Below are 25,404 nucleotides of genomic sequence, written 5' to 3'. Positions count from 1 at the left end.
ATCAGGTGTGCGGAACGGGTGGCAGCGGCCAGCGCGCGGAGTGACCGGGCGGCAGCGCGAGATCCCGTCGTACCGCCGCGTAGTACGCCTGCCGTCCGGCCCGTTGCCGTTCCAGGAGTGCCTGCCAGGCCACCGGATCGCGGGTGCCCTCGCGCAGGAACAGCTCCATCTCCATCACACAGGTGACCCAGGCGCGCGCCGTCTCCACCACCTCCGGGCTGCCGAGCAGCAGCAGTGACTCCCCGGCCGGGTCACGGGCCGTGGTGGCCTCGGCGATCAGCGGGGCCGCCTCCTCGGGTGACAGGGGGTGAGGGTGCGGGTCGTTGCCGAGATGGGATGCCACCCGGTAGGAGAGCGTGACCGCCGTCTTCAGCACTCGCGCGTAGTCGGCGTACACCGCCAGCCGCCGCTCCTCCCAGCGGGCCGCCCGCTCCCGCCGGAACCGGGCCTGGTCACCGCGCACCACGGCCAGATACGAACCGAGCGCGCCGATCACCACACCGATCAGCGCGGGGAGTTGCTGTATGAGCACGGACATGCGCGCACGCTATCTGCCCTGGAGATCGTTCCGGGAGTAGGTTCGGCCCATGGCTGACTCAAAGCGCTTCGCCGGACACGCAGTTCTGGTCACCGGCGCCGCCCGTGGCATCGGCGCCGCGATCGCCCGCCGGCTGGCCGAGGAGGGTGCGCGCGTCCTGCTGACCGACGCGGACGGCTCCGAGGCCGCGAAGACCGCGACGGCCCTGCGCGAACAGGGCCTGCTCACCGACGCGTTGGCGTGCGACGTGGCCGACCGGGCGGCGGTGGAGGCGGCCGTCGCCCACGCCGTCGACACCTTCGGGGCGCTGGACGTCCTGGTGAACTGTGCGGCGAGCTGCACCCCGGACACGCCGCTGTTCGAGGACGGCACCGACGACGGGTGGGCGCGCGATCTCGACATCACCCTCACCGGCGCCTACCGGTGCGGCCGCGCCGCCCTGCCGCACCTGGCCGCCTCCGGCCGCGGCGCGATCGTCAACATCGGCTCCGTCAACGCCGTGCAGGACTTCGGCAACCATGCCTACAGCGCGGCCAAGGCGGGCCTGATCTCCCTCACCCGCACCATGGCCGCGCACGTCGCCGGCCGGGGCGTGCGCGTCAACCTCGTGATGCCGGGCACCGTGCGCACCTCCGCGTGGGAGGGCCGGGAGGAGGAGCTGGACGCGATGCGCGCGCTGTACCCCCTGGGCCGGGTCGGTGAACCGGACGACATCGCCGCCGCCGTCGCCTTCCTCGCCTCCGGCGACGCGTCCTGGATCACCGGCACCGCGCTCACGGTCGACGGTGGCGTCACCGCCGTCAACACGGGCTTCCTCCGGGCGACCGGGCAGCACCGGGATGTCTGAGAACTCACGCTGTGACCTGGGGCACTGCGAATGTCACCGTTTCGTCGCATCGTGGACGATCCCTGCAACCGAACGCTGGGCACGCCGGTCTAGCTTGCAGACACCGCGAATCAGAAGACCACACCACACGAGAGGCAAGGCCGGCCATGGGGGACATACGCAGACGGGGAGCCGTCGTACTCGGTATCACCGGACTGGTGGCACCGCTCACACTCGTCCTGGGCAGCGGCTCTGCCCAGGCGTCCACGAGCTGCACCACCTCGACCGGCCCGTACCAGAAGCAGGTGGAGAAGTTCCTCGGGCTGCCGGTCGACGGCAAGCAGTCCGCCAGTGACTGCAAGGCCATCAAGGCCTTCCAGACCAAGCACGGCATCACGCCGAACATCGGCTACGCGGGGTCCGTCACCTGGGGCGTGATGGATCTCATGAACAAGCAGAAGGCCGTCGGGAACAATCCCAACAAGGACGGCAAGTGCCCGACGAACAAGGGCCGCATCGCCTGCGTGAACCTCACCCTCCAGCTCAGCTGGATCCAGGACGGCAGCAGGCTCGTCTACGGCCCCGTCCCGGTCCGCACCGGCCGCGACGGCTACGAGACCCGCACCGGCCTGAAGAAGATCTACTGGCGGGACATCGACCACGTCTCGAACATCTACAACGTGCCGATGCCCTACAGCCAGTTCTTCGACGGAGGCCAGGCCTTCCACTCGGTGAACCTCAGCATGTGGAACCCGCCGGGCTCGCACGGCTGCGTCAACATGACCCCGACCACCGCGAAGAAGTACTGGTCGCTGCTGAAGACGGGCGACGACGTCTTCGTCTACGGCCGCAAGCCGGGCACCTGAGCAGGCACCCGGCCCCGGCGTCCCGCTACTGCGGCGCGTCCCCGAAGTCCGGGATCTCCAGCCGTACGCCCCCCTGCCGCGCGGACTCGTGCGCGACGATGCCCGGCAGGGTGTAGCGGGCCGCCACCCACGCGTTCACCGACGGCAGCGACCGGGTGTTGACGGCCGTGACGAAGTCGTCGACGAGGAAGTGGTGGCTGCCCTCGTGACCGTTGTGCAGGTTGTCGAACACCCGCGGCAGCCGCGCCCGGTCGTGCACCGGCGCCGAACCGGAGGTGAAGGCGGCCCGCAGCTCCGGCGCGATGTGCCGCAGTGACGGGTCGTCGGGCGACATGGTGGGCTTGGGCTCCAGCAGTTCGCTGATGTCCTTCACACCCTTCTTGTCCTGCCACAGCGCCACCGTCGCGAGCTGCTCCATGCTCGCCTCCGTCCCGAAGAACCGGAAACGCGACTCCCGAATGTGGGAGGGGTAGCCGACCCGCCGGAACTCGTTCGTACGGAACGAACCCCCGCCCGCCACCTCGAACAACGCGGTCGCGTTGGAGAAGTCGTTGCCGAACTGGCTGACGTCCTTGTCGAAGACGCCGTCGCCGCGCTCGTCGACCACACCGATCGCCGACACGCTCGTGGCGTACGTCTGCCAGGCGCCGAGCACCCCGCCCACCGAGTGGGTGGGGTACAGCAGCGGGGGATAGCTGGCGGTCTGCTTCCAGTTCTCGCCGCCGCTGTACTGGTACGCCTCGTAGAACCCGAGATCCATGTCGTGGACGTAGTCGCCCTCGGCGTAGAAGATCCGCCCGAAGGCGCCCTCGGCGATCTGGTTGCGGGCGTGCACGGTCGCCGGGTTGTACTGGCTGGTCTCGCCCATCATGTACGTCAGCCCGGTCGCCCGGACCGCGTCGATGACGGCGGCGATCTCCTCGGTGGTGATCGCCATGGGGACCGCCGAGTACACGTGCTTGCCCGCGTTGAGGCCCTGCAGGACCAGCGGGCCATGTGTCCAGCGCTGGGTGAAGACGGCAACCGCGTCGACCGCCTCCGACTCCAGCATCGCCTGGTACGAGGGGAAGGTGCCCGCCAGCCCCTGCGCGGCGGCGAGTTGTTCGGCCCGTTCGGGCAGAAGGTCGGTGACGTAGACGTCGCTGACGCCGGGATGGGCCTGGAACAGCGTGGCGAACTGGCCGGAGAACTGGCCGGCGCCGACGATGCCGAGCGAGAACGTCATGGAGGACATGCCCTTCACTGGTCGAGAGTCTCATTACTTTCGTCACGAAAGAATCCAGGCGTCAAGAGTCCGGCTTCAGTTCTTTTCCGGGCGGTCTCGTCCGCTCTAGAATGGGCCTGTTGAATCCATTGGTTCCATGACGAAAAAAATGGATGTGGGAGTCTGACCTCCATGACCACAGTTGCCGCGAGCTGGCTTCCGCTGAGCGCAGGGGAGCGATCGGTCGCGATCGAGGTGCTCGTCAACGGCCCGCTGTCGCGTACCGAGCTCGCCCGTCGCCTGGACCTGTCCGCGGGCAGCCTCACGCGGCTGACCAAGCCGCTGATCGAGTCCGGGCTGCTGGTCGAGGTCGCCGAGGCGGGCGCACCGCCGGAGGTGCGTCAGGGGCGCCCCTCGCAGCCGCTCGACGTCGTCGCCGAGTCCCGCTCCTTCATCGGATTCAAGATCACCGAGGACATGGTCTACGGCGTCGTCACCACCTTGCGCAGCGACATCGTCGCCCGCCACGACCGGCCGCTGACCACCCACGACCCCGCCGAAGTCGCCGACATTCTCGCCGAGTTGACCGGCGAGCTCGCCGCCGTCCACCCGCGCCTGGCCGGTATCGGCATCGGGGTGGGCGGGCTCGTGGAGGGCCGCTCGGTGGTGGGGGAGTCGCCCTTTCTGTGCTGGCGGGACGTCCCGCTCGCCGGGCTCGTCGAGGAGCGCACGGGGCTGCCGGTCGTCGTCGAGAACGACGTCGCCGCGCTGGTGGAGGCCGAGACCTGGTTCGGCGCCGGCCGCGGCCTCGACCGCTTCGTCGTCCTGACCATCGGCGCCGGCATCGGCTACGGGCTCGTCCTGGGCGGCAAGCGGGTGCCGAACGCGGCGGAGGACCGCGGCTTCGGCCGCCACTGGATCATCGACCCCCACGGCCCGCTCACCCCCACCGGCGAGCGTGGCAGCGCCGTCTCCCTGCTGACGATCCCCAACATCCGCTACCAGGTCGCCGCCGCCACCGGTCACGACCTGGCCTACGAGGAGATCCTCGCCCGGGCCGCCGCCGGCGAGCCCATGCCGGCCCGTGTGATCGACGAGGCGGCCCGCGCCCTGGGCGTCCTGGTCGCCCAGATCTCCAACTTCGTGATGCCCCAGAAGATCCTGCTCGCGGGGGAGGGTGTCGGGCTGATGGATGTGGCGGGGAACACGGTGCGGCGTACGATCCGTGCTCGGCGCCACCCGCACGCCGCCCCCGTCGACGTCGAGACGAAGGTGTCCGATTTTCACGAATGGGCCCGGGGCGCCGCGGTCCTGGCGATCCAGGTGCTGGTGCTCGGGGCGGCGGAGATCTGAACTCCCCGATGCGGCCGGGCAGATGGACGTGATCAGGGACACGGTCCGATATGTCCGTTTCCTTCCTGATTACTCACGGCGCCTTCACCTTCGGGGCTCTATGCTTCACAGCATGTCCACCACTGTTGAACCGGTTTCCGAACGCTCGGCGGCCGAGGTCAACGAGGAGATCCGAGCCCTGTGGCTCCGGTCCGGCGGGACACTGACGGGCGAGCAGCGCGAGGAGTACCAGCGCCTCGTACTGGAGTGGGCCGCCGCGGCCACACAGCCGGCCTAGCCGCACCCGACCGCAGTCCGCCGGGAATCCGGCGCCGGACCGGGGCACCCCGGTCCGATGGGCCCTCTCCTCGCACTGGCCTCGGCCGTCCTCTACGGCATCGTCGACGTTTCCGGCGGGATCCTGTCCCGCCGGTTCCGGCATGCCTCCGTCATCTACCTCGGCCGGCTCGGCGGGCTCTGCTCGCCTGCCGCGCAGCACTCCTCGCACCGGCCGACGCCGTCCACCCGCCCGACCTGCTGTGGGGCGCCCTGTCCGGCGTCGGCAGCGGAATTCGCCATGACCTGCCATGGCCTTCCTCAACCGCGGTCCGAGCGCGGCGCGATGAGCGACCGTCCCGCACACCCTCGGCTGAGCGGCGACCACCCACCCATCAGCCGCGTGAACAACCCTGCGGGTCAATACACCTAGCTCCAGGTCGCCGAGTAGTAGCGGCGGTACGCCTTGCGGTCCTGCTCCTCGCGGAAGTAGCGGGTCGCCACCAGTGCGATCAGGCTGCCGCCGATGACGAGCATGCCGGGGCCGATGTTCTGCGGGTCCGTGAGCCGCGCCAGCAGGGTCTCGCCGGCGACGCCCGTGGCGGGGGCCGAGGAACCGGGCGAGGCGGCGCCCGGCGCGATCGAGCTGTGCATGGAGGAGGCCGACGGCGCGGGCGTCGGCGAGCCGCTCTGTCCGGCGGCCGCCTGCTTCGACACGATCAGCTGGACACCGAGCGCCTGCATCGCCTTGGTCAGCGGCTGGAAGAACGTCGTGCCGCCCGACGTGCAGTCGCCGCTGCCGCCCGACGTCACGCCCAGCGCGATGCCGTCGGAGAACAACGGGCCGCCGCTGTCGCCGGGTTCGGCGCACACGTTCGTCTCGATCAGCCCGGTCACCGTGCCCTCCGGGTAGTTGACGGTCGCGTCCAGCCCCTTGACCTCGCCGTCGTGCAGTCCGCTGGTGCTGCCGCTGCGGAACACCCGCTGCCCGACCGCCGCGTCGGCCACGCCCGTGATGCGCACGCCGTTGCCGTTGCCGATGGCGACGATGTCGGCGCCCTGGCCCGCCGAGCCGCTCGCGTACTGGACCAGCGAGAAGTCGTTGCCGGGGAAGTTGGACTGGACCGTCGTGCCGAGCTGTTGGTTGCCCTGGTTGTCCGCGAACCACGTCGAGCCCTTGGGCCCGCAGTGCCCGGCGGTGAGGATGAAGTCGCTCTGCCCGTTGGTCACGTTGAAGCCCGCCGAGCAGCGCCCGCCGGTCGACAGGATCGGCTGCGCCCCGTTGAGCCGCGTGGTGAACGTGCCCTGCGTGCGCTCCATGCGCACGAACCCGCCGATCCCGGACGCCACCTTCGTCATGCTCGACCAGTCGGAGGCGGAGACGGTGCTGTCGGCCTGCACCACGACCCGGTTCGTCCGGTAGTCCATGACCCAGGCCGTCCCGGCCACGCGGGGCGCCGCGCGCAGCGTCCTGGCGGCCGCCTTCATCTCGTTCATGCTGTGGCCGACCATCTTGGCCCGGGCGCCGGCCCGCTCCACCTGGGCGGCGGCCTTCTCGTCGGTCACCGCGACGACCGTGCGCCCCGCCGAGTCGATCCACGTACCCGCCGTGCGCGCGGTGCCGAGCCGTGAGATCAGGGAGGCACCGGTGCCGGACGCGGAGTCGGTGGAGGCGAACGGCACCGCCGAGGTGCCCGGCGGCTCGCTCGCCATGGCGGCCTGCGTCACCATGGCGCCTCCCAGAAGGAGTCCGCCGACGGCCGCCAGTCGCGTCACTCGCCGGACGATCCGTCGTCGTGCGTGCCTCATGCATGGCTCCCGAACCCGAACGCGCGGCGTGAACACCGCGGGGCCCTGCGGTCGTTGAGCGCCCTCTTCCCATACGTGGCGCAAGGCGCGCGCGTTCAGCGCGCGGACGATCTTCTAGCGTTTGCGGCCCACCCCGCCGTAGATCCCCACTTCGTCCGGCGCGTCCCCGTCCCCGTCGTCCGGCCGCCAGCGCGTGCACGTCACCACCCCCGGCTCCAGCAGCTCCAGCCCGTCGAAGAAACGGACCACGGCCTCGGGGGTGCGCTGGGTCAGTCTCGGGGTGCCGTGCTCGTTCCAGAACCTGACCGCTTCGTCGACCTCCGGCAGCGTCGGGCTCGTGACGGTGTGGGACAGCACGAGGTGGCTGCCGGCCGGCAGGGCGTCCATGAACCTGCGCACGATGCCGTACGGGTCCTCGTCGTCGCCGACGAAGATGACCACGCCGAGCAGCAGCAGGGCGACGGGACGGCTGAGGTCCAGGGTGTGGGCGGCGCGCTCCAGGACCGACTCGACGTTGCGCAGGTCCTCGTCCAGGTGGTCGGTACGGCCCTCGGGCGTGCTGGTGAGCAGGGCGCGGGCGTGGGCCAGGACGAGCGGGTCGTTGTCGACGTAGACGATCCGGGCTTCCGGGGCGAGCCGCTGGGCTACCTCGTGCGTGTTGTCGGCGGTGGGCAGCCCGGTGCCGATGTCGAGGAACTGCCTGATCCCGGCGTCGGTGACGAGATGGCGCACGGCGCGGCCGAGGAAGCGGCGGTCGGCGCGGGCGTACTCGCCGATGCCCGGGTGGAGTTCGCGGATACGGTCGCCGGCCACCCGGTCGACCTCGTAGTAGTCCCCGCCACCCAGCCAGTAGTTCCAGATCCGGGCGGTGTGCGGGCGCAGCGTGTCGATGCGTCTGCGCAGGGCCGCGGCAGGATCGTCGGTGGCTGCCGGGTTCTCCGTCACGGGCTCAGCTCCTGGAGTGCCTGGGGTGCGGTGGGCGCGCTGTCACGAGGCAATCTAGACGGCGGAGTTGATGTCTGCCGAGGGTTCGGAGCAGGTCGGACCGGCGTTCCCGAGCAGCGCCCGCGCGACGTCGTCGCCCCATACGGACGTCGCGTCCACGTACGGGCGCAGCAGCGTGGTGAGTTCGGGGTCCGCGCGTCCGTTGAGCTCGTCGGAGGCGATCTTGCGGGCGATCCCGGCGAGGAAGTCGGCCAGTTGCACCCGGGGGTCCTCACGCGCGATCACGAGCCGCACCTCGGCGAGGCGGATGCCGGAGCGCCGGGCGGTCTCCTCGATCCAGGCGATGCGCTCCGGCGTGAGCATGTTCTGCCGGTCGTGCACCAGGCGGACGCGCCGCCCGCCCGCGCTCCAGTACGCGGCCGTGGCGACGATCGCGGGCAGCAGCGGGTTGAGCACCGGGACCAGCGTCGGCCCGGCGTCGATCCGGGCACGGTAGGCGTCCGCGCGGGGACGCGCCGCCGCCAGCCGGTCCAGCACCACCGCGACCTCCGTACCCGCGTGCGCGCGGCGCAGCGCGTCGACGGTGCGGAAGAACAGCTCGACAGGTTCGGAGGGTTCCCCGTCGTTGCGCACCCGCAACAGCCGGTTGGCCGCCTGCAGGAACTCCCGCCAGTGCTCGTCGCCGAGCGTCCGCCGCCCCTCGCGGACCAGGGGCAGGGCCTCGCCGCGGTCGCCGAGCAGCAGGTCGGCGGCCCGGTCGACGACGAAGAACGCCTTCTCCGTCAGGTGCACATGGGCCGTCCCGTGCAGCGGCCCGCCGGGGGCGAGCAGCCACTCCAGCACCGGCCGGTGCTTCTCCCTCAGCAGGTGGTTGGCCTTGTACTCCTCCGCGGGCGAGCGGATCCGGTCCCGGATCTCCCGCAGGTGTCCGGCCGCGGTGCCGACCGGCAGCAGCACACTGCCGTGCGCGAAGACGTCGGTGTTGCCGCCGGTGAGGTTCTCGCCGTCCGACCCCGACTCGTCGCACCCGACTTCCAGGTCGTTCCAGGTCACACCACAGCCCCCTATCTTGTGCCCCATGAACAGGATCGCGCACGACACACCCGGTGAATCAAATCCTTTGCGCGCCCTCACTCTCGACGTCCTGCGGCGTCGCACCAGCATGAAGTGGCGCACCTACCCGCCCGACGTGCTGCCGCTGTGGGTGGCCGAGATGGACGTACCGCTCGCCGAACCCGTCGTCCGCGCGGTCGCCGACGCCCTGGCCCTGGGCGACACCGGCTACCCCTTCGGCACCGCCTACGCCGAGGCGCTCGCCGCCTTCGCCGAGAAGCGATGGGGGTGGGACGGCCTCGCCGTGGAGCGCACGGCGATCGTGCCCGACGTGATGCTGGGCGTCGTCGAGATGCTCAAGCTGGTCGGCGGGCCGGGGGACCCCGTGGTCGTGAACACGCCTGTGTATCCGCCGTTCTTCCAGTTCGTCTCCCACATGGACCGGCCGGTGCTGCAGGCGCCGCTCGGCGCGGACCACCGCATCGACCTGGGTGTCCTGGAGGAACACTTCCGGCAGGCGGTCGCCGGCGGACGCCGGGCGGCCTACCTGCTGTGCAGCCCGCACAACCCGACCGGCACCGTGCACACCGCCGCCGAACTGGCCGCCGTCGCCGCCCTCGCCGACCGTTACGGCGTGCGCGTGGTCGCCGACGAGATCCACGCCCCGCTGACCGCCGCGGGCGTGGACTTCGTGCCCTACCTCGGCGTTCCCGGCGGAGAGAACGGCCTGTCACTGATGTCGGCCTCCAAGGCGTGGAACCTCGCGGGCCTGAAGGCCGCGCTCGCGATCGCGGGCCCCTCGGCCGCCGCCGACCTCGCCCGCATGCCGGAAGAGGTCGGCCACGGTCCGAGCCACATCGGCGTCATCGCCCACACCGCCGCCCTGCGCGACGGAACCGCCTGGCTGGACGCGCTGCTCGCCGGTCTCGACGACAACCGGCGTCTGCTCGCCGACCTGCTCGCCGCCCATCTGCCCGCCCTCGGCCACCGGCCCGGGCAGGCCACGTACCTGGCCTGGATCGACTGCCGCGGGCTCGGCCTCGACCAGGATCCGGCGGAGGTCTTCCTGGAGCGGGGCCGGGTGGCCCTGAACTCCGGGATCCCGTTCGGCGAGGGCGGGGCGGGCCATGTACGCCTGAACCTGGCGACGTCGCCCGAGGTGATCGAGGAGGCGGTGCGGCGGATGGCGGCGGCCGTGTACCCGTGACGGTCCGCCGTGCCGGGCCGGCCGCCGCTTCCCCCGTCTCCTCCGCGCGCCGGGGGGTGCCTAGACTTCTGTCATGGACGACACGGCGCTGGAGCGGCTCGGCGAGGGCAAGTATCTGCTGGTCACCAGCTACCGCAAGAACGGCACCCCCGTCGCCACCCCGGTCTGGGTGGTGCGCGACGGGGACAGCCTCGGTGTGTGGACCACCGCGGACTCCTGGAAGGTCAAGCGCATCCGGGCCCGCGGCGACGTCCTCGTCGGCCCCTGTGACCTGCGCGGTCACCCCACCGGCGCACAGCTCCCCGCGACCGCGGAGATCACCGACGGGGCGACCGTGGCCCGCTACCGCGGGCTCATCGCCCGCAAGTACGGCATCGTGGGCCGCCTCACCCTCCTCGGCAGCCGACTGCGCCGGGGCGCGGACGGCACCGTCGGCATCCGTGTGACCCTCAAGCCCTGACACGCGTACGGCCGCGCGGTCCCCTCGGAACAAGGGACCGCGCGGCCGTCACGCCGACGGACCGGGGCCTACGACGCGTCGAGCACCGTGCCCGCGAGCACCGGTCCGCCGGGCAGCGGGTCGCCGTTGTCGTCGGCGAGCTGGAAGCGCACCGACTCGGCGGGCTCCGCCACCCGGTCCTTGACCGTCGGCAGCTCCAGCTGCGCGGTCAGCTGCCCGGCCGGGACGCCGGCCGCCAGGGCCAGGTACCTGATCGAGGACAGCGGCCGCTCGGGATCGGGCTCCTCGCCGGAGACGTCCCCCAGCCAGTGCGGGTCGACGTCCTTCGTGGACAGCTCCGGACCGTCGGTCACGGGCGTGACGACGAAGAACTCCGCGAGGTCCACGTCCGCCGCCGCAGACAGGGACACCTTCCACTTCAGGGCGCTGCCCTCGGTCACCCGGTCCGCGACCGGGGTCACGGAGAGCGTGGGCATCGGGTCGTCGTTCTGCGCGGTGACCCCGCCCCGGTACGAGCCGACGACGGCGCCGTGCACGGCCTTGACCAGCACGTCGTTCTGCACGTCGTAGCCGTAGCGCGTGTTGCCCTTCACCTGGACGGAGACGTCGATGTCGTGGCCGCCCGGGTGCACCGTCACCAGGCGCGCCTTCGCCCTGCCGGTGACCGGGTCCAGGACGTACACGCGCACCTGGCCGCTGCCCTGCCCGGCCACCCGCACCGGTACCCGGTAGGTGCGCACGCCCGAGTCGCCCTCCTTGACCGTCGTCCGGCCGATGTCGACGCGCGGCAGCGCGGCCTCCCGCACCGCGGGGGTGCCCGGGCGCCAGCCCCAGGCGTCCATCAGCCAGGTCTTGCCCCTGGTCGAACGGGGCGTCAGATCGAGGGACTTGACGTGCCCCAGGTCCACACCCGCCCGGGTGGCCGCCGTCAGCGGCACGCGGACCTCGCGCGCCCAGTACGAGGCGGTCTGCTCGGTGCCCGGCAGCCCGTCGACGCGGACGCGGCCGAGAGCGGCCCGCCTGCCGTGGGTGTCGGTGACGGACACGTCCAGGCTCGTGCCCGTGGAGTTCGGCGGCACGATCAGCCGCAGCGCGAGGTCCTTCGCACCCTTGAGTCCGACCGGCGTGCCGGGCCGCACCCGCACCGCCGATCCGGCCGCCGACCAGCTCAGCGCGACGGCGCGACGGCCGGTCTCGCGGTCCGTCTCCCACTGCGCGAAGTGCGGCGAGACGCCCTTGGCGCCGCTTCCCAGGCAGGCCACGTGCGCGTCCGGGTCCACGGCCGCGCACAGCCGTCCGCCGGTCACCGACATCTTGCCGTCCGGCAGGAAGCCGCCGCCGCGGTTGGCGCCGACCGCGTGCGTCAGCACCCGCGCGGGGTCGGCCGACGGCGCCCGCCGGCCCGTGCCGTCGAGCAGCGGCCGCACCCGGTCGTCACCGGCGACGAACAGCCGGGCCGCCGCCGCGATGTACACGCTGCCGGCCTTGTGCTGCCGGTCGGCGGTCAGCCGGGTCGCGGTCCCCGGGGCGCACACCGGGTCCGGGTGCTGGGGATCGGTGTAGAAGTCGTCCTCCGAGGGCGCCTCGGACTGCCCCGGCGTCCACTCGGAGTTGAAGAAGTTGTGGTCGGCGCCGACCACGTACACCGCGCTGTGCAGCGCCTTGCCACGGCTGACGCCCCGGGTGCCGTCCACGTAGACCTCGCCCTGGAGGTCGGAGACGTCGCCGTCGCAGCCCGGCAGGATCGTCGCCGACGGCACGTCCGCGACCGGATTCTGGCCGAAGATCGTCGGTCCGATCAGCACGGTGCCCCGGATGTGCCAGCGGACCGGACCGCGGTAGCCGTCCTGCGCGGGGGGCGGCGGGTAGAGGCTGTCCATCGCCGCCCGGTTCACGCCCTCGCCGCCGCGCGAGTGCCCGACGAGCAGGACCCGGGACAGGTCGGCCTTCGGCGCCTGGCGCACGACCGCGGGGGCCGTCTCCGGGTGGGCGGCCCAGTCCGCCCAGCGGGCCAGGTGCTGCCGGATCAGGGAGGAGCGGGCCTGTGCCCCGCCGTCCTCGGCGGCCCAGTCCTGGCCGTTGACGCCGTTGGCGGAGATCGAGACGGTCACATAGCCCTGCGACGCGAGCAGGCGCTGGTCGCGCAGGTAGCCGCGGTAGCTGGGGATCGGTTTCGTGCCCGCCGGGCAGGGCCAGTCGCCGGTGACGTCGTCGCCCTTGTAGCAGGTCGAGTGGCGCCCGTGCAGGAACAGGGCGAGCGGCCGGCTGCCGGTGGCGCCCTTGGGCGCGACGACGACGGCCTTCATCTCCACGGGCTGGGGGAAGTCGGGCAGCTTGACCGGGTCGAGGTCGTACTCGCCGTTGGCCGTGCGGTACTGGCCCGGCTTGCCGGGGTCCACGGAGTTCGCCGGAAGCGGCGCGGGCGGCTGCGGGGCCGCCGCCTCCCGCCGGGTCCGTGGAGCCTCCGTACGGCCCGCGGAGTCCAGCGCGCGCCCGCCGGCGCGGACTTCGAGGCCCTTCAACTCGCCTGCCGACCGGATGCGTTCGAGGTCCAGACGGAAGGTGCGGCCGTCCTTCGCGGCCGTCGGGTGGCCGAGCAGCCGGTCGCCCGCGTAGAAGTCGACGCGCGCGTCCCCCATGCGCACGGGCGCGGCCGAGCGCCACACCAACTGCCGCTCCCCGCCCCGGCCGGCGATCCGCCAGCCGGGCGGGAGACCGCCGTCGTCTGTCACCGCCGCGTGCGGTCCGGCAGCGGACGGCGGTGCCGCCTGCGCCAGTCCTGGCGATCCCCCCGCCACCGCGAGCACCACCGCGGCGGTAGCCCATATTCGCCGGGCACCGATCAAGGTGTTCCTCCTCAAGTACCGTTTGCGGGCACCCCGTTGGTCGGGCGGGGAGCCTCGTGCCCCGGAGGACGGAGAGAGGAAGCTGTGGGTTGCCTGTGGCCGGTGATGTGATCGGGTTCCAACGGTGCGATCAGGCCAGGGCCGTGCGGCGGGCATGCGTCCGCGTGCCTCGGGACGGGACCCCCCGATGAGCCGAACCCCGTCGCGCGCGGCCGTCGTCGGCACCGGCCACCGTGCCCAGACCGGCACGTACGCTCTCGCCGCCCGCCCCGGCCACCGCGTGGCCGCCCTGTGCGCGGGCCGCCTCGGACAGCGGCGCCCTGCACGGGGACACGGCCGCCGAGCACGCGGGCGGCGCCAGGCTCACTGCGCGCCCGCTGTGGAAGCCGCCGGCCGACATCCCGCTCGACGCGGACCACGAGGCGCACGGCGGGGGAGACCCCCGTATGCTCGACGCGCTGTTCGGCCCCGTCGACGCGGGCCGGCCGGCGGGCCCGCGCGCCACCGAGCGCGACGGCGCCCTCGCGCCGGCCGTGGGGCACGCGGCCAACCGGTGCTTCGGGACCGGCAAGCCCGTGGCCGTACGGGACCTGATACCTGGACTGTGGGAGCGATGACGCGGAAGAAGGACGGCGCGACCGAGGCCGCCCGGCGCATGTTCGACGAGGACCGCGCGGCGCGCGGCCTGGGCATCGAGCTGCTGGGAATCGCCGAGGGAAGCGCCGTGGTGCGGATGACCGTGACGGCGGACATGGTCAACGGACACGGCATCGCCCACGGCGGCTGTGTCTTCCTGCTCGCCGACACCGCGTTCGCCTGCGCCTGCAACAGCCACGGGCCGGTCACGGTCGCGGCCGCCGCCGACATCGACTTCGTGGCGTCCGCGCGCGAGGGGGACGTCCTGACCGCCGAGGCGGTGGAGCGGGTGGGCTTCGGCCGCAGCGGGATCTACGACGTCACCGTACGGCGGGACGACGAGGTGGTCGCCGAGTTCCGGGGCCGCAGCCGCACCCTGCGGCCGGCGCCGGACTGATCCCGGTCAGGTCCAGGCGCGGAAGGGCTCGTCGACCAGCTGGAACACCGGCTCGCCGCGGACCGGGTCCTTGGCCGTGGACAGCCGCACCCGGTCGCCGCTGTGAATGCCGATCGGCGGGCCCATCACCCGGCCGCGGACCACGAACCCCTCGGCCATCTCGACCAGCGAAACATTGCGGGCGGCGGGGGTGTTGCGGTGCACGGTCGTGGAGTGCCGGACCGTGCCGACGCCCTCGCTGCGTTCCGTCCGGAGGTCGCTGCCCTGGCAGACCGGACACAGCAGACGGTGGTACATGGCGGTGCCGCACCAGGTGCAGCGCTGGAAGAGGATGGCGTCCGACTCCCGCGGCGGCGTGTCGAGTACGCCCGCCGCCGAGCCGCCCGCCTGCCGGACAACGCTTCCTGAGTGGTGGTACACGCTGGTCAACTCCCTGCGCTCGGCCGGAATCCCACGTGCGCGGTTCGCCGTGCCACCGTGCACGACATCAATGTATGGCACTCAGTGTCATACGTAAAGGCACTGCGTACCCTCAATATGTCGGGGTGGCCGGTCACTCCTGTTCGAGGGTGCTCTCGATCTCCCGGACCACCCGCCACATCGGTGCGCCGCGCCGGGAGATGATCACCACCACGTCCTCGGGCTCCTCCCCGCCGTGCGGCGCCCGGGGCCCGGCGAAGGCCTGCTGCACGTACCCCAGCGCGTGGTCCAGCGCGGCACTGGCGTCGCCCTCCCCGTCCGAACGCAGCCAGGACCGCAGCGCGTTGTTGTGCGCCGCCGCCACGGCCGCCGCGACCACGTCGGCCCGCAGCGTCCCGTCCGGACGGCCGGCGAGGCGCCCGCGGAGATGGTCCGCGAAGGCCCGCTCGTAGCGCCACACCACCGACAGCTCGTACGCGCGCAGCCCCGGCACCTGCTTGGTCAGCCGGTAGCGCTGCACGGAGAAGGTCGGGTTCTCGGTGTACATCCGCAGCACGATCCGGACCGCGTCGCACACCCGCCGCACCGGCTCGTCGTCGGAGCTCTCGGCGAGGAACGCCGTCATCTCGGCCAGGCACCGCTCGTGGTCGGGGAAGACCACGTCCTCCTTGGACGGGAAGTAGCGGAAGAACGACCGCCGTCCGACCCCGGCCAGCGCGACGATGTCGTCGACGGTCGTCTGCTCGTAACCGCGCTCCAGGAACAGCTGGAACGCCGCCGCCACCAGGGCGTCCCGCATGGGGGGCTTCGCGGCCGCCGGCTCCGTGTTCATGAACGCGAAAGTAGCACCTCCAGGACACGGATGGCACTCAGTGCAGGCCGAACAGGGAACTGAGTGCTCTGTACGGTCCGGACGCCCGACGCCGGCCGGGTGCTGAACCCGCGGCCACGTCCCCGCGTATCTCTCCTCGGGGAACGGCGGACAGACCCGCCACGGGACGGAAGGAGAGCGCACTGTGCCCACGCCGCCGGCATCCGGGTCACCTCAGGACCAGTCGCCGCTGGAGCCCATCGTCGTACTGCGACCGCGCCGCACCGACGCCCTGGCCGAACTGTTCAGGGAGATGGAACAGGGCAACCCCGGCCTGGAGACCGTCACCGTGCCCGACCCGCACTCCTGGGACGAGGGCGAGACGCAGGAACTCCCGCCCGTGCGCACCGACGCCCCCACCTCGCGGCGCCGCGACCGGTTCGGCTTCGGCCCCGGCCTGCGCCGTGCCGCCGTCGCCATGGCCGTCACCGCGGCCGCCCTCGTCGGCTTCGGCGGCGCGCTGCTGCTGTCCGGCGGGAAGGACGACACCCGCGCGCGGACACCCGCACCCACGGCATCGGCCGAGCCCACCCCGACGGCCACCGCCACGTCCGCCGACGATCCCGACGGCGCGGGCACCCTCCGCGAGGGCGACAGCGGCCCGGCGGTGACCGACCTGCAAGAGCGCCTGCTGCGCATCCCCGACGTCTACCGCGACGGCGCCACGAACGGCGTCTTCGACGTCACCCTGCGGGCCGCGGTGGCCCGCTTCCAGCTCTGGTACGGCATCAGGGGCGACGAGACCGGCGTCTACGGCAACGACACCCGGCAGGCACTGGAGTCCCGCACGGCAGCCACCGGCTGACGGCATGAGCGCCGGCTCCGGACGCCGTCGGCTACTCCGGCTCGGCAGGCACCCGGATGTCGAGCACGCACACGTCGTCGCGCCGTTCGCCCGCCAGTACTTCGGCGAGCAGCGCGCCGAGTCTGCCCGCCTCGTCGGCGTGGTGCGCCACGACCCCCTCGGCGAGCCGTTCCAGGCCCCGGTCGACGCTCTCTCCGGGCCGCTCGATCAGACCGTCGGTGTAGAGGAGGACGCGGTCGCCCGGTTCGAGGCGGACCTCCGCCTCCTGGAACCGCGGTTCGGTGCTGGCCCCGAGCAGCATGCCGGCGGGTCGGTCGAGGTAGCGCACCTCGCCGTCGCGCAGCAGCAGCGGCGGCGGATGGCCGGCCTGGGCCCACAGCAGTCGGCGCCGGGCGCGGTCGTAGCGGGCGAGGACCATGGTCGCCGTGCCGTGCGAGTCGCGGGAGTGCAGCAGCAGCCTGTTGAGCCGGGCCAGCGCGCCGGTCAGCGACGATCCGGTGATGACCATGCCCTTGGCGGTGAAGCGGAGCTGGGCCATCGTGGCCACCGCGTCGATGCCGTGACCGGCGACGTCACCGACCACGAACAGGGCGTCCCCGTCCGCGAGTTCGATGGCGCTGAACCAGTCGCCGCCCACATGGATGCCCGCCTGGGCGGGCAGGTAGGCGACCTCGACCCGCAGCCCGGACAGCCGGACCGGCCGGGTGGGCAGCGGCAGCAGGGCGTCCTGCAGCCGGCTCGCCAGGGTCCGTTCGGCCAGCAGGACGTCGTGCTGGGTGAGGATGGCCCGCTCGCTCTCGACGAGGGCGAGCTCCGCGCTGCGCTGCGCGGTGAGGTCCTGGATGACGCCGTGCACCTCGACGGGCGTGCCGTGCGAGTCCGGCACCACCTCGGCGACGGCGCGCAGATGCCGCAGCCCCGCCGTCGTCCTGATCCGGAAGGGGAGGTCGAACGGCCGCCCCTCACGCAGGAGTCGGGCGATGGCGTGGGTCAGCGCGGACCGGTCCTCGTGCAGCGCGAGGTCCGGGAGTTCGGTGAGGCCGACCGGGCCGGACTCGGCGTCCCGGCCGAGGAGCGCGTAGACGTGCGAGGACCAGGTGACCTCGTGCGTGAGCAGGTTCCAGCTCGCCCAGCCCAGGTTGCCCAGCCGCTGCAGATCCGCCAGCCGCTGCTCCTGCCGGTCCGAGGAGCCGTGCCGCACCCAGGTCAGGACCAGCCCCTCGCCGAGCGGTGCCGCCCGCAGCGAGTATGTGGACAGCTCGGCGATTCCGTCCACGATCTCCTGGTGCCCGAACGGCTCGCTCTCGTACGGCTCTCCGGTGGTGAGGGTCCGCCGCAGGCCGCGGCGCAGCGACGGCTCGGCGGCCAGGGCCGGGCAGCACTCCTGGAACCGGCGGCCGACCAGTTCGTGTCCGGCTCTGTCCACCACGTCGCCGACCTGTCCGGTCGCGGCGGCGATGCGGAGGTCCTCGACCCCTCCCGACGCTTCGGGAGGCGGCATCAGGAGCATGGCCGCGCCGGGCAGCGCGTCGAACACCGCCTGCACGGACTCCGCGGCGGCGTCGACCGCACCCCCGGGGCGGGTGTCGAACGCGCGCAGCCGTCCGGCGCAGAGGCGGGCCACCGCCTGCAGAAGGTCACGGTGCTCCGCCGAGAACGGCCCGGTTCGGGAGCGCAGGATGCCGATGCAGACGTCGGGGGAGGAGCCCTGCCGTCCGCCCGTCGCCCCGGGCGCGGGCAGCGGCAGCCAGGCGCGGGTGGGCCAGCGGCTGGGCGGGTCACCGATCAGCAGATAATGCCTGCGGTCCGTCTCGAGGTCCTCCAGCCAGCGCGGCCGGCGCGCCCGCAGCGCGTCGAGTGCGGCGACCCCGCTCAGCGGAGGGACGTGGTGCCACTGGGCGGCCAGCCTCTCCTCGATGCCCGCGTGCCCGATCAGGTCGAGTCCTCCGGCGGGCAGCCGCGCGTAGATCATGACCGCGTCGGCGTACGCCTCGGCTAGCTGCTCCAGCAGACACTGGGCGAGTTCCTGCGGGGTGGTGACCCGGACCAGCTCCCTGCCGAGCGCGGCGAGGGCGGCGGAACTCCCCTCACCCTGGGCCGGGTTGCGCGACGGCGGGACGACGGAGGCGGGGGCGGCGTCCGGTCGGTTCCCGGTCGACGGGCTTTCCGCCGGGGTGCCGGCGGGGGCGTCCGGCGGCGCCGCCAGGGTGCCGAGGGTGATCCAGCACTGTTCCAGCAGTGTGCGTCCGCCGGCCTTGGCGCGCCGGCGCAGCTCCTCGTCCGCGGCGTCGGGAGTGCAGCCGGTCAGCGTCATCACCGCGCCCTTGGCCCGCTCCAGGACAGCCGCCATCGCCGCCAGGTCCCGCAGCCTGTCCAGTTCGGCGCGCTGCCTGGCGACGACCTTGGCCAGCGCGACGGTGTCCGGCGCGGCCCCGGAATCCGCCGGTGTGGCGGGCTCGCTCGTCACGCGATGAGCATCGCACACAAAGCCGGGCCCGATCACGGTCTTGCCCGCCCGGACTTCACTCGAAAGGGGTCGGCTCGTGCCGTGGTCGTGACGTTCCCGCTCGCGCACACCGCGATCACTCATCCGGCGGCCGGTACAGCCACAGCCGCAGCAGCCGGCTCAGGCGCGGCATGATCAGGTACGTCAGTACCGGCAGGAGCACCACCGGGAAGACGGCGGCCCGCAGGAGCAGGGGCCAGGTGGTGGTGCGGGGTGTGACCAGCCACTGGATGAGGAGGGTGAAGGGGTAGGCGCCGAGGAACGTGGTGAGGACCATCTTCCAGCGGGGCGGGGACTGCACGGTCGTGCCGGGGAGGCTGAACCAGGTCTCCATCCCGCTCGTCGACTGCCGTTCGCTGCCCACCTCGGTGGCCACGCCGTCGATGCGCCGGTGCCATTCGGAGCGCTCGGCGGACCTGAGCCACTGGGTGAGCCGGTCCGGGTCGGACCAGCGCAGCACCGCGTGGAAGCGGTGGCCGTCCTCGGGACGCAGCCACGAGACACCCTCGTTGCCGGGGAACCGTCTGGCGCACCGGGTGATCCCGTGGGTCCACTCCTCGAACTCCCGCTCCCGGCCGGGCCGTACCTGCCAGGTGAGGACGGTGGTGACCGGCTCGCCTCGTCGCAGCTGGGTGGTGCTCATGCTCACCACGGGTGCCACGCGTGGCCCGGATCATGCGCCGGGCGCCGGTCCCCGGGTCAGCGCCCGGCCTCCACCAGGGCCCGGGTGACGGCGCGGACGCTGCGCGCGATGTGCTGCAGCTGCATCACTTCCGCCGCGTACAGCTTGATCGTGTGCTCGATGACCGACTCCGGCATGCCGAGGCCGGGGAGATCGGCGCGGGCGGTCTGCAGGGCGGTGCGTGCCACCCGGATCTCCTGCTGGACCTGGATCTGCGCGTGACGGGCGAGCAGCACGGGGTGCCGGATGAATGCCGGATAGCTGGCGTAGCGCGCCGGTACCAGCTCGCGCAGCCACTTGGCCGCCGAGCGCTCCCAGTCGTAGGAACCGGGCTGCTTGACCTGGCACGGCCAGTCCGGGCTGAGGCGCGTGGTCGTCAGTTGCATGAGCATCGCTTCCGGGTGTGCGGCGTCGTGAAGGGTGGTCCGACGGGTGCGGCGGGCGGCCCCGGCCTAGGGGATGACCGGGACCGCCACGGGCCTCGCTGAGCGGGGCCCGCCCGGACACCACTGGCGCCGACGCGGGTAGGAGACGGCGGCCTCGGGCGTCCGGGTGACGCGTGAGAAGTATTTATATATGCCGTCCGCTTTGCAAGACGCATGAAAACATTCATGCGCGAAATGTTGTGAAAGGTCCCTTTGTAATTCCGGACAGCGCGTGGGAGAGGTGTTACCGACGGTTGCGGCAGGGGCGGTTCCGCGGGAGGAACCCGGTCATTCCCGCAGGAAGAACTGGTGCTGGTCGGAGATCTGCTCGTACTCCTCCAGCCGGGCCTGGGTGCGTTCCGGATCGGCGTCGGTCATCGCCTGCAGCAGCGCGGCGGCGATCACGCCGGGCGCGGCGTAGGAGTCGAAGACCAGCCGGGAGCCGGTGCCGGTGGCGAAGACGACGTCGGCCTCGTCGGCCACCGGGCCGAGCGCCAGATCGGTGACCAGGGCGACCTTCAGCCCGGCGCTGCGCGCGACCCGGACCGCCGTGAGCGTCTCCTGGGCGTGCCGGGGCATCGAGAACGCCAGTACCCAGGTGCCGCCCGCCTCACGGGACTGCAGCAGCGCGTCGTAGGCGACACTGCCGCCCCGGGTCACCAGCCGGACGTCGGGGTGGATACGGCGGGCGGCGTAGGCGAAGTACTCGGCGAGCGAGACCGAGATGCGCAGCCCCAGCACGGTCAGCGGGGTGGACGCGGACAGCTCGCGGCCGATGTCGATCAGCTGGTCGGGGTCGGCGAAGTCGCGCCGCAGGTTCTCCAGGTTCTCGATCTCGGCGTCCACCGCCGCCTGCAGTTCGTTGCCGACGTTCTCCTCGGTCGCGCCGGGGCCGCCGGCCAGGGTGCCCAGGGCGATCGACTGGAGCTTCTCGCGCAGCGCGGGGTAGCCGCTGAAACCGACCGCCGCCGCGAAGCGCGTCACCGACGGCTGGCTCACGCCGACGCGTTCGGCGAGATCGGTGATCGACAGGAACGCCGCCTCGGTGATGTGCTCGATCAGGTACTGGGCGATGCGCCGCTGGCCGGGGGAGAGCCGGGGCCGGTCGAAGAGCGTCCTGAGCTGGGACGCCGGGGCGGCCTCCGCTTCGGGAGCGGTTTTGCCCGAGGTGATCGAGGATGCCTGTGCGCGTGCCTGCTGCGGCGATGGCACCGGTCCGCCTCCTTTGTCTGCCACAGTGCTTCAACATAGCTCACACACGGTCGTGACCAGGGCTTGCACGAGGGCAACGGGCCCCCGCAGGACGGATCCTGGCAGTGCGTGCCGCAGGCTCGGGTCACCGGCGGTAGATCGTGATCGAGTGGCCGACCTCGTCGACCGGGCGGCTGCTGTCGATCAGGGTGCGCAGCCGCCCGCGCGCCTTGTCGACCGCCGAGTCCGACACGACGAGCAGTCCGTGCACCTGACGGGTCGCCACCTCGCGCGGATCGGCGGCGTCGATGCCGTAGTACGACGGCACGCCACTGCCCTTGTACACCAGCCAGACCTTCTCGCCCGGGTACCGCTCCCGCAGCCGGTCGGCGAGCCTGCCCAGGTCCTGCCCCCAGTCGACGTTGGAGTCGTGCAGCCGCAGATAGGTCTTGTCCGGACCGCCGAACGCCTCGTTGGAGTACGGCAGATAGTAGGGGAACGTCCGCAGCGAGCTGACCGCGACGAACAGCACCAGCGCCCCGGTCGCGAGCGGCGCCCACCGCCGTCGTACGGCGAGCACACAGCCGGCCGCCACCGCCAGGAACATCGGCACGAAGACGGCGTAGCGGGTGCCGAAGTCCCGCGAGCCGGTCATGGCCGAGGCCAGCAGGACGGCGGGCGGGATCAGCACATAGGGCGCGGCCGGCCGCAGCCGCCGTACCGCCACCACCGCGGCGGCACCGGCCGCCCACAGGACCAGCATGCCGAGCGGCGTCTTCACCAGCAGCGCGGCCGGCAGGTAGTACCAGCGTGAGCCGGTGTACAGATGCCCGAACAGGAAGCCCTGCCACGGATACCGCTCCAGCCCGAACTGGATGCGCATCCCGTCCAGGTACGACTCCGGGAACGGCAGCAGACCTACGAGCAGCCCCTTCAGCCCGTGCACGGCGGGTACCCGCTGCCCCGCGGCCGACCACCGCAGCCGCGGATCGACCACCAGGTACGACAGCCATACGACGGCCACTCCGGCCACCGCCACGCCCGCCGCCCCCGCCGCGGCTCGCCCGAGCGCCCGCCGGCGGTCCCCGGATCGCGCCCCCCACAGCGACCAGGCGGCCAGCAGCATCAGCACCGGCACCGCCGGCAGCACGCTCATCTTGGTCGCCAGCCCCGCGCCGAGCGCCAGGCCGCCCAGCGGCACGTACAGCCGGGGGCGTCGCCGGGCCCGCCACAGCAGCCAGGCCGACGTCAGCACGAACCCCGCGGCCGGTACGTCCAGGGTCGCCAGTGAACCGTGCGCGATGACGTCGGGGGAGAGGGCGTACAGGGCCAGGGCCACCGAACCGGCCGCGGCGCCCGCCAGTTCACGGGCGAAGGCGAACACCACCAGCCCGAACAGCAGGGTCAGCACGATCATCGGCAGCCGGGCCCAGAACATCAGCCGCCACGGGTCGTTGCCGGACTCGTACAGCAGATGGCGCGCGTACTGCGTCTGGTCGCCCCGGTGGGCGGTGTCGACGTGCGGATCGGCGACCGCCACTCCGGCGGCGACGATCAGCTTGCCCAGCGGCGGATGCTCGGGGTTGAGCCGGACGCGGTGCTCGTGCAGGTAGTCGGCGGCCGTGGCGACGTAGATCGGCTCGTCGATCGTCGGTGTCTGCTGCACGGCGGTGGTGACCATCGCGGCCGCCATCTGGCCGAGCAGGACCACCACCAGCAGGGGCACCAGCCACCGCCGGCCGGGCCGGTGCGCGGCCGGCGTGACCCGCGGCGGGTGCCGCTCCTCGTCGTCGCGTGGGCCCGGTGCGAGGACCGAGTGCTGTTCGTGCGCCATCATCCGCCCCGCGAGGACACCGGCCGCGAGGGGGCGGGAGCGATCCGGGCCCCTGTCATGGACCCTACTTTCGCACCGTCTCCCGCCCCTGGGGTGTCACCGCTTCAGGAGTCGTACCGACAGACCTTCCGCCGTGTAGACGGGTACGGCCCGCAGCCGGTCGGAGTTCACCTCGACGCGGTCGAATCGGCCGCTCAGCCGCGGCGCGCACACGACGCGCACGGTGTCGCCCGCGACGGGCGGCCGGTCGGCGTCGAGCACCAGCGACAGCACAGCGCCCGAGCCGAGCAGCGCCCTGCGCGTCACCTCCAGGGCGGGCTCCTGGCCCGAGCGCAGCGTCAGCTCCAGCGTGGCGGACTCCTGCGCGTACGTGCCGTGCACCCGCACCGGGCGCAGCACCCGCAGCGTGCCGCCGGACACCCGCACGTCACCGTGCCCGAGCGCGTGGGACGAGGCGGCGACCAGCACGCCGTCCCGCACCACGGTGCCGCCGGTGTACTTGTTGTGGCCGGTCAGGGTGAGCGTGCCGCTGCCCAGCTTGGTGAGTCCTCCGGCGCCGTCGATGTCGTTGCGCCAGCTGTCGGCCGCGCCGAAGCCGCCCGCCGCCGCGTCCAGCGTCACGCTCACGTCGGAGTCGAAGGCGCCGTAGCCGTCCGCCGCGCTGAACAGGTCGAGCCGGCCCCACTGCTCGAAGCCGTCCAGCAGGACGTACCCCGACGGCAGGGCGGTGGTCCGCAGTACCTCGCGCCGCTGCTCGGCGGTCAGGTACGGCAGCCGCGTCTCCAGGAGCACCTCGGCGCCCTTGGGCACGGTCAGCGGCGTGCTGCGGCCCTGCCGGGTCAGCACGTACGTCAGCCGGGGCCGCACCGCGCGGGCGTTGGCGTCCCGGTCGCCGTAGGCGTCGCCGGCGCCGGGGTGCGCGTAGCCGAACAGGGAGTCCGCGGTGGTGCCCGTCTGCCCGGTGAAGTAGGCCAGCGCCTGGGCGCGGGCGGCGGCCTTGAGTCCGGCGTTCGCCGGGTCGGCCAGAGTGGCGGCGGCCAGGGCGGTGGCCATGACGCGGCCGCCCATCACGTCGACCGTGGAGTGCATGCCGGCCATGATCCGGGTGTGGCTGAGCTCGAAGGCGCGGGTCACCAGCTCCTGGAAACGCTCGGGCACGGCGTAGGCGTAGGCGAGGCCCGCGAGGTGGAAGGCGTTGGTGTGGCCGCTGGGGAAGCCGCCGTCGTCCGTGGGGGAGGTGCTGCGCTGGCGCAGCAGCTGGGGCGCGACGACCACCTTCGAGTCGTAGACGGGGTAGCCGAGCGCGTCCGTCGCGCCCGTGTCGACGACCTCGCTGTCCTCGTTCATGCGCCATGGGCGCGGGTACTGGTAGGCGTACTTGGACGGGTTGCCCGACGCCCAGTTGCCGCGCACCGTGTCGACCAGTTCGGCCACCTTGCCGAGCGCGGAGTCGTGCGAGCCGGCGCCGAGCGCGGAGCCGGCCGGGGCGTCGGCGGGCACGGCGTCGTCGATCTTGGTCGCCGGGGTGCCGTCGGGAGCGCCGGTGATGGAGGTGACCGCCTTGGCGCCCGCCTTGTAGAGGTCGGCCAGCGGGCCCAGGCCCGCGATCATCGCGTAGCTCTGGTGCTGGCGGTCGTAGAGGAAGGCCTCCTTCGCCTGTGCGTCGGTCCGGGCGCCGGTGAGGCGGGCGCAGTAGCGCATGTTGGCGCGCAGCACCTCGGGCATGAGCGGCGTGCCGGTGTTCCAGGCGCCGCCCGTCTTCCATATCCGCGCGAACCCGCCGAGGGCCCGGACGACCGCGTTGGTCTCCGGGGTGAGGTTCGCCATGACGTTGGTCTTGTAGTCGTCGACGAACGCGGCGGCGGAGCCGGCGGCCTTGGCGTCGGCGGCGCCCAGCCAGGAGACGAAGGTGGGCGCGGCCAGGACACCGGCCGAGGCGCCCAGGGAGGTCTTGAGGAAACCCCGTCTGCCGACGGAGGGTCGGCCGTTCGACGAAGGGGAGCGGTGCCCGGCGGATGACGGCATGCGTGTGCCTCTCTTGAGTTCTTCGGCCCTGCGGCCGGGGGAGATCGTGCGATCAGAGGTGTTCGGTGGGGCGTGGGGATGTGCGAATCCGGTGCGTCCCGTGAAGCTTTGAGCGAAGATCTACGGCCGTGTCCTGGCCCGCCGGGGAGTGCCCGGCGGCCCAGACGTGTCGTGCGGGTGAACTGAGCGGGCCGGGGGAGGTCCCCCGCGGTACGGCGACGCCCTGCCGGAGGCGACGCACCTCCGGCCA

General features: G+C 72.6%; 23 protein-coding genes. 9 read left to right on the top strand and 14 right to left on the bottom strand.

The genetic code is table 11. From position 1 onward, the window contains the following. Position 1: 1 nt before the first annotated feature. Positions 2 to 538: a hypothetical protein gene (locus ACQF4J_RS05630; RefSeq protein WP_351584320.1), complete on the bottom strand. Its 537-nt coding sequence runs from the start codon at positions 536 to 538 to the stop codon at positions 2 to 4. A gap of 49 nt (positions 539 to 587) precedes the next feature. On the opposite strand from ACQF4J_RS05630, the gene ACQF4J_RS05625 reads away from it, so the two are divergent. Both ACQF4J_RS05625 and ACQF4J_RS05620 read left to right on the top strand, forming a co-directional pair. Beyond that, entirely contained in the window at positions 588 to 1,385 is a 798-nt protein-coding gene (locus tag ACQF4J_RS05625; RefSeq protein WP_351584318.1) for an SDR family NAD(P)-dependent oxidoreductase, read from the top strand. Between the two features lie 146 nt (positions 1,386 to 1,531). Then, a complete protein-coding gene (locus ACQF4J_RS05620) occupies positions 1,532 to 2,230 on the top strand; it encodes a L,D-transpeptidase family protein (protein WP_200700373.1) in 699 nt (232 codons plus the stop codon). A 25-nt stretch (positions 2,231 to 2,255) separates the two neighbouring features. Here the strand turns inward: ACQF4J_RS05620 and ACQF4J_RS05615 are convergent, their stop codons facing one another. Next, on the bottom strand, positions 2,256 to 3,455 hold the full coding sequence (locus ACQF4J_RS05615) for a Gfo/Idh/MocA family protein (protein WP_351584327.1): 1,200 nt from the start codon (positions 3,453 to 3,455) through the stop codon (positions 2,256 to 2,258). Positions 3,456 to 3,626: 171 nt separating this feature from the next. Between ACQF4J_RS05615 and ACQF4J_RS05610 the strand changes: the two genes are divergently transcribed. Together ACQF4J_RS05610 and ACQF4J_RS05605 are read left to right on the top strand one after the other, a co-directional pair. Next, positions 3,627 to 4,787: an ROK family transcriptional regulator gene (locus ACQF4J_RS05610; RefSeq protein ID WP_351584316.1), complete on the top strand. Its 1,161-nt coding sequence runs from the start codon at positions 3,627 to 3,629 to the stop codon at positions 4,785 to 4,787. 112 nt (positions 4,788 to 4,899) lie between these two features. Beyond that, positions 4,900 to 5,064 carry a hypothetical protein gene (locus tag ACQF4J_RS05605; protein WP_351584329.1) on the top strand — a complete coding sequence of 55 codons (165 nt, stop codon included), beginning with the start codon at positions 4,900 to 4,902 and terminating at the stop codon, positions 5,062 to 5,064. A 407-nt stretch (positions 5,065 to 5,471) separates the two neighbouring features. Here ACQF4J_RS05605 and ACQF4J_RS05600 read toward each other — a convergent pair whose 3' ends face one another. The 3 genes from ACQF4J_RS05600 to ACQF4J_RS05590 form a co-directional block, all read right to left on the bottom strand. Next, a complete protein-coding gene (locus ACQF4J_RS05600; RefSeq protein ID WP_351584314.1) occupies positions 5,472 to 6,851 on the bottom strand; it encodes a S1 family peptidase in 1,380 nt (459 codons plus the stop codon). Between the two features lie 114 nt (positions 6,852 to 6,965). Further along, positions 6,966 to 7,796, bottom strand: a complete 831-nt coding sequence (locus ACQF4J_RS05595; RefSeq protein ID WP_351584312.1) for an SAM-dependent methyltransferase — start codon at positions 7,794 to 7,796, stop codon at positions 6,966 to 6,968. Positions 7,797 to 7,850: 54 nt separating this feature from the next. After that, the gene (locus ACQF4J_RS05590) at positions 7,851 to 8,849 is read right to left on the bottom strand and encodes a hypothetical protein (protein WP_351584310.1); all 999 of its coding nucleotides are present in this window, start codon (positions 8,847 to 8,849) and stop codon (positions 7,851 to 7,853) included. A 25-nt stretch (positions 8,850 to 8,874) separates the two neighbouring features. Here ACQF4J_RS05590 and ACQF4J_RS05585 point away from each other — a divergent pair, with 25 nt between their 5' ends. Together ACQF4J_RS05585 and ACQF4J_RS05580 are read left to right on the top strand one after the other, a co-directional pair. Further along, positions 8,875 to 10,056: a MalY/PatB family protein gene (locus ACQF4J_RS05585; RefSeq protein WP_351584308.1), complete on the top strand. Its 1,182-nt coding sequence runs from the start codon at positions 8,875 to 8,877 to the stop codon at positions 10,054 to 10,056. 73 nt (positions 10,057 to 10,129) lie between these two features. Further along, positions 10,130 to 10,516 carry a PPOX class F420-dependent oxidoreductase gene (locus ACQF4J_RS05580; protein ID WP_351584306.1) on the top strand — a complete coding sequence of 129 codons (387 nt, stop codon included), beginning with the start codon at positions 10,130 to 10,132 and terminating at the stop codon, positions 10,514 to 10,516. Between the two features lie 68 nt (positions 10,517 to 10,584). Here the strand turns inward: ACQF4J_RS05580 and ACQF4J_RS05575 are convergent, their stop codons facing one another. Beyond that, positions 10,585 to 13,362, bottom strand: coding sequence for a hypothetical protein (locus tag ACQF4J_RS05575; RefSeq protein ID WP_427164821.1), 2,778 nt, complete (start codon positions 13,360 to 13,362; stop codon positions 10,585 to 10,587). 233 nt (positions 13,363 to 13,595) lie between these two features. Between ACQF4J_RS05575 and ACQF4J_RS05570 the strand changes: the two genes are divergently transcribed. Together ACQF4J_RS05570 and paaI are read left to right on the top strand one after the other, a co-directional pair. Continuing rightward, positions 13,596 to 13,979, top strand: a complete 384-nt coding sequence (locus ACQF4J_RS05570; protein ID WP_427164819.1) for a hypothetical protein — start codon at positions 13,596 to 13,598, stop codon at positions 13,977 to 13,979. Further along, positions 13,976 to 14,395: a hydroxyphenylacetyl-CoA thioesterase PaaI gene (gene paaI / locus ACQF4J_RS05565; protein ID WP_351564022.1), complete on the top strand. Its 420-nt coding sequence runs from the start codon at positions 13,976 to 13,978 to the stop codon at positions 14,393 to 14,395. The genes ACQF4J_RS05570 and paaI overlap by 4 nt, the downstream gene beginning before the upstream one ends. 6 nt (positions 14,396 to 14,401) lie before the next feature. On the opposite strand, the gene ACQF4J_RS05560 is transcribed toward paaI, so the two are convergent. Beyond that, complete coding sequence (locus ACQF4J_RS05560) at positions 14,402 to 14,815, bottom strand: Zn-ribbon domain-containing OB-fold protein (RefSeq protein ID WP_351564052.1); 414 nt, start codon at positions 14,813 to 14,815, stop codon at positions 14,402 to 14,404. A 133-nt stretch (positions 14,816 to 14,948) separates the two neighbouring features. Then, positions 14,949 to 15,614 carry a TetR family transcriptional regulator gene (locus ACQF4J_RS05555; protein WP_427168567.1) on the bottom strand — a complete coding sequence of 222 codons (666 nt, stop codon included), beginning with the start codon at positions 15,612 to 15,614 and terminating at the stop codon, positions 14,949 to 14,951. Between the two features lie 217 nt (positions 15,615 to 15,831). On the opposite strand from ACQF4J_RS05555, the gene ACQF4J_RS05550 reads away from it, so the two are divergent. Then, a complete protein-coding gene (locus ACQF4J_RS05550; RefSeq protein WP_351564020.1) occupies positions 15,832 to 16,491 on the top strand; it encodes a peptidoglycan-binding domain-containing protein in 660 nt (219 codons plus the stop codon). A 31-nt stretch (positions 16,492 to 16,522) separates the two neighbouring features. On the opposite strand, the gene ACQF4J_RS05545 is transcribed toward ACQF4J_RS05550, so the two are convergent. The 6 genes from ACQF4J_RS05545 to ACQF4J_RS05520 all read right to left on the bottom strand — a co-directional run bounded on the left by ACQF4J_RS05545 (position 16,523) and on the right by ACQF4J_RS05520 (position 25,154). Beyond that, positions 16,523 to 18,958 carry a SpoIIE family protein phosphatase gene (locus ACQF4J_RS05545; RefSeq protein WP_427164816.1) on the bottom strand — a complete coding sequence of 812 codons (2,436 nt, stop codon included), beginning with the start codon at positions 18,956 to 18,958 and terminating at the stop codon, positions 16,523 to 16,525. 115 nt (positions 18,959 to 19,073) lie between these two features. After that, positions 19,074 to 19,640 carry an antibiotic biosynthesis monooxygenase gene (locus ACQF4J_RS05540; protein ID WP_351564016.1) on the bottom strand — a complete coding sequence of 189 codons (567 nt, stop codon included), beginning with the start codon at positions 19,638 to 19,640 and terminating at the stop codon, positions 19,074 to 19,076. 56 nt (positions 19,641 to 19,696) lie between these two features. Next, a complete protein-coding gene (locus tag ACQF4J_RS05535) occupies positions 19,697 to 20,071 on the bottom strand; it encodes a hypothetical protein (protein WP_351564014.1) in 375 nt (124 codons plus the stop codon). 321 nt (positions 20,072 to 20,392) lie between these two features. Then, on the bottom strand, positions 20,393 to 21,316 hold the full coding sequence (locus ACQF4J_RS05530) for a MurR/RpiR family transcriptional regulator (protein WP_351564012.1): 924 nt from the start codon (positions 21,314 to 21,316) through the stop codon (positions 20,393 to 20,395). 124 nt (positions 21,317 to 21,440) lie between these two features. Next, complete coding sequence (locus ACQF4J_RS05525; protein ID WP_427164813.1) at positions 21,441 to 23,132, bottom strand: ArnT family glycosyltransferase; 1,692 nt, start codon at positions 23,130 to 23,132, stop codon at positions 21,441 to 21,443. A 93-nt stretch (positions 23,133 to 23,225) separates the two neighbouring features. Next, positions 23,226 to 25,154, bottom strand: a complete 1,929-nt coding sequence (locus ACQF4J_RS05520; RefSeq protein ID WP_427164811.1) for a phosphatase PAP2 family protein — start codon at positions 25,152 to 25,154, stop codon at positions 23,226 to 23,228. Positions 25,155 to 25,404 lie beyond the last annotated feature (250 nt).

Source organism: Streptomyces sp. C1-1 (assembly GCF_050214755.1).
Classification (GTDB): Bacteria; Actinomycetota; Actinomycetes; order Streptomycetales; family Streptomycetaceae; genus Streptomyces.
Note: the sequence above shows the minus strand (reverse complement) of the source record. Positions and strands in the feature narration are given on the sequence as shown.

Coding starts and splice junctions, on each gene's coding strand:
- ACQF4J_RS05520 (WP_427164811.1), bottom strand. CDS start 25,154: ATGCCGTCATCCGCCGGGCACCGCTCCCCTTCGTCGAACGGCCGACCC.
- ACQF4J_RS05585 (WP_351584308.1), top strand. CDS start 8,875: ATGAACAGGATCGCGCACGACACACCCGGTGAATCAAATCCTTTGCGC.
- ACQF4J_RS05525 (WP_427164813.1), bottom strand. CDS start 23,132: ATGATGGCGCACGAACAGCACTCGGTCCTCGCACCGGGCCCACGCGAC.
- ACQF4J_RS05625 (WP_351584318.1), top strand. CDS start 588: ATGGCTGACTCAAAGCGCTTCGCCGGACACGCAGTTCTGGTCACCGGC.
- ACQF4J_RS05555 (WP_427168567.1), bottom strand. CDS start 15,614: ATGCGGGACGCCCTGGTGGCGGCGGCGTTCCAGCTGTTCCTGGAGCGC.
- ACQF4J_RS05580 (WP_351584306.1), top strand. CDS start 10,130: ATGGACGACACGGCGCTGGAGCGGCTCGGCGAGGGCAAGTATCTGCTG.
- ACQF4J_RS05600 (WP_351584314.1), bottom strand. CDS start 6,851: ATGAGGCACGCACGACGACGGATCGTCCGGCGAGTGACGCGACTGGCG.
- ACQF4J_RS05605 (WP_351584329.1), top strand. CDS start 4,900: ATGTCCACCACTGTTGAACCGGTTTCCGAACGCTCGGCGGCCGAGGTC.
- ACQF4J_RS05535 (WP_351564014.1), bottom strand. CDS start 20,071: ATGCTCATGCAACTGACGACCACGCGCCTCAGCCCGGACTGGCCGTGC.
- ACQF4J_RS05540 (WP_351564016.1), bottom strand. CDS start 19,640: ATGAGCACCACCCAGCTGCGACGAGGCGAGCCGGTCACCACCGTCCTC.
- ACQF4J_RS05620 (WP_200700373.1), top strand. CDS start 1,532: ATGGGGGACATACGCAGACGGGGAGCCGTCGTACTCGGTATCACCGGA.
- ACQF4J_RS05615 (WP_351584327.1), bottom strand. CDS start 3,455: ATGACGTTCTCGCTCGGCATCGTCGGCGCCGGCCAGTTCTCCGGCCAG.
- ACQF4J_RS05610 (WP_351584316.1), top strand. CDS start 3,627: ATGACCACAGTTGCCGCGAGCTGGCTTCCGCTGAGCGCAGGGGAGCGA.
- paaI (WP_351564022.1), top strand. CDS start 13,976: ATGACGCGGAAGAAGGACGGCGCGACCGAGGCCGCCCGGCGCATGTTC.
- ACQF4J_RS05630 (WP_351584320.1), bottom strand. CDS start 538: ATGTCCGTGCTCATACAGCAACTCCCCGCGCTGATCGGTGTGGTGATC.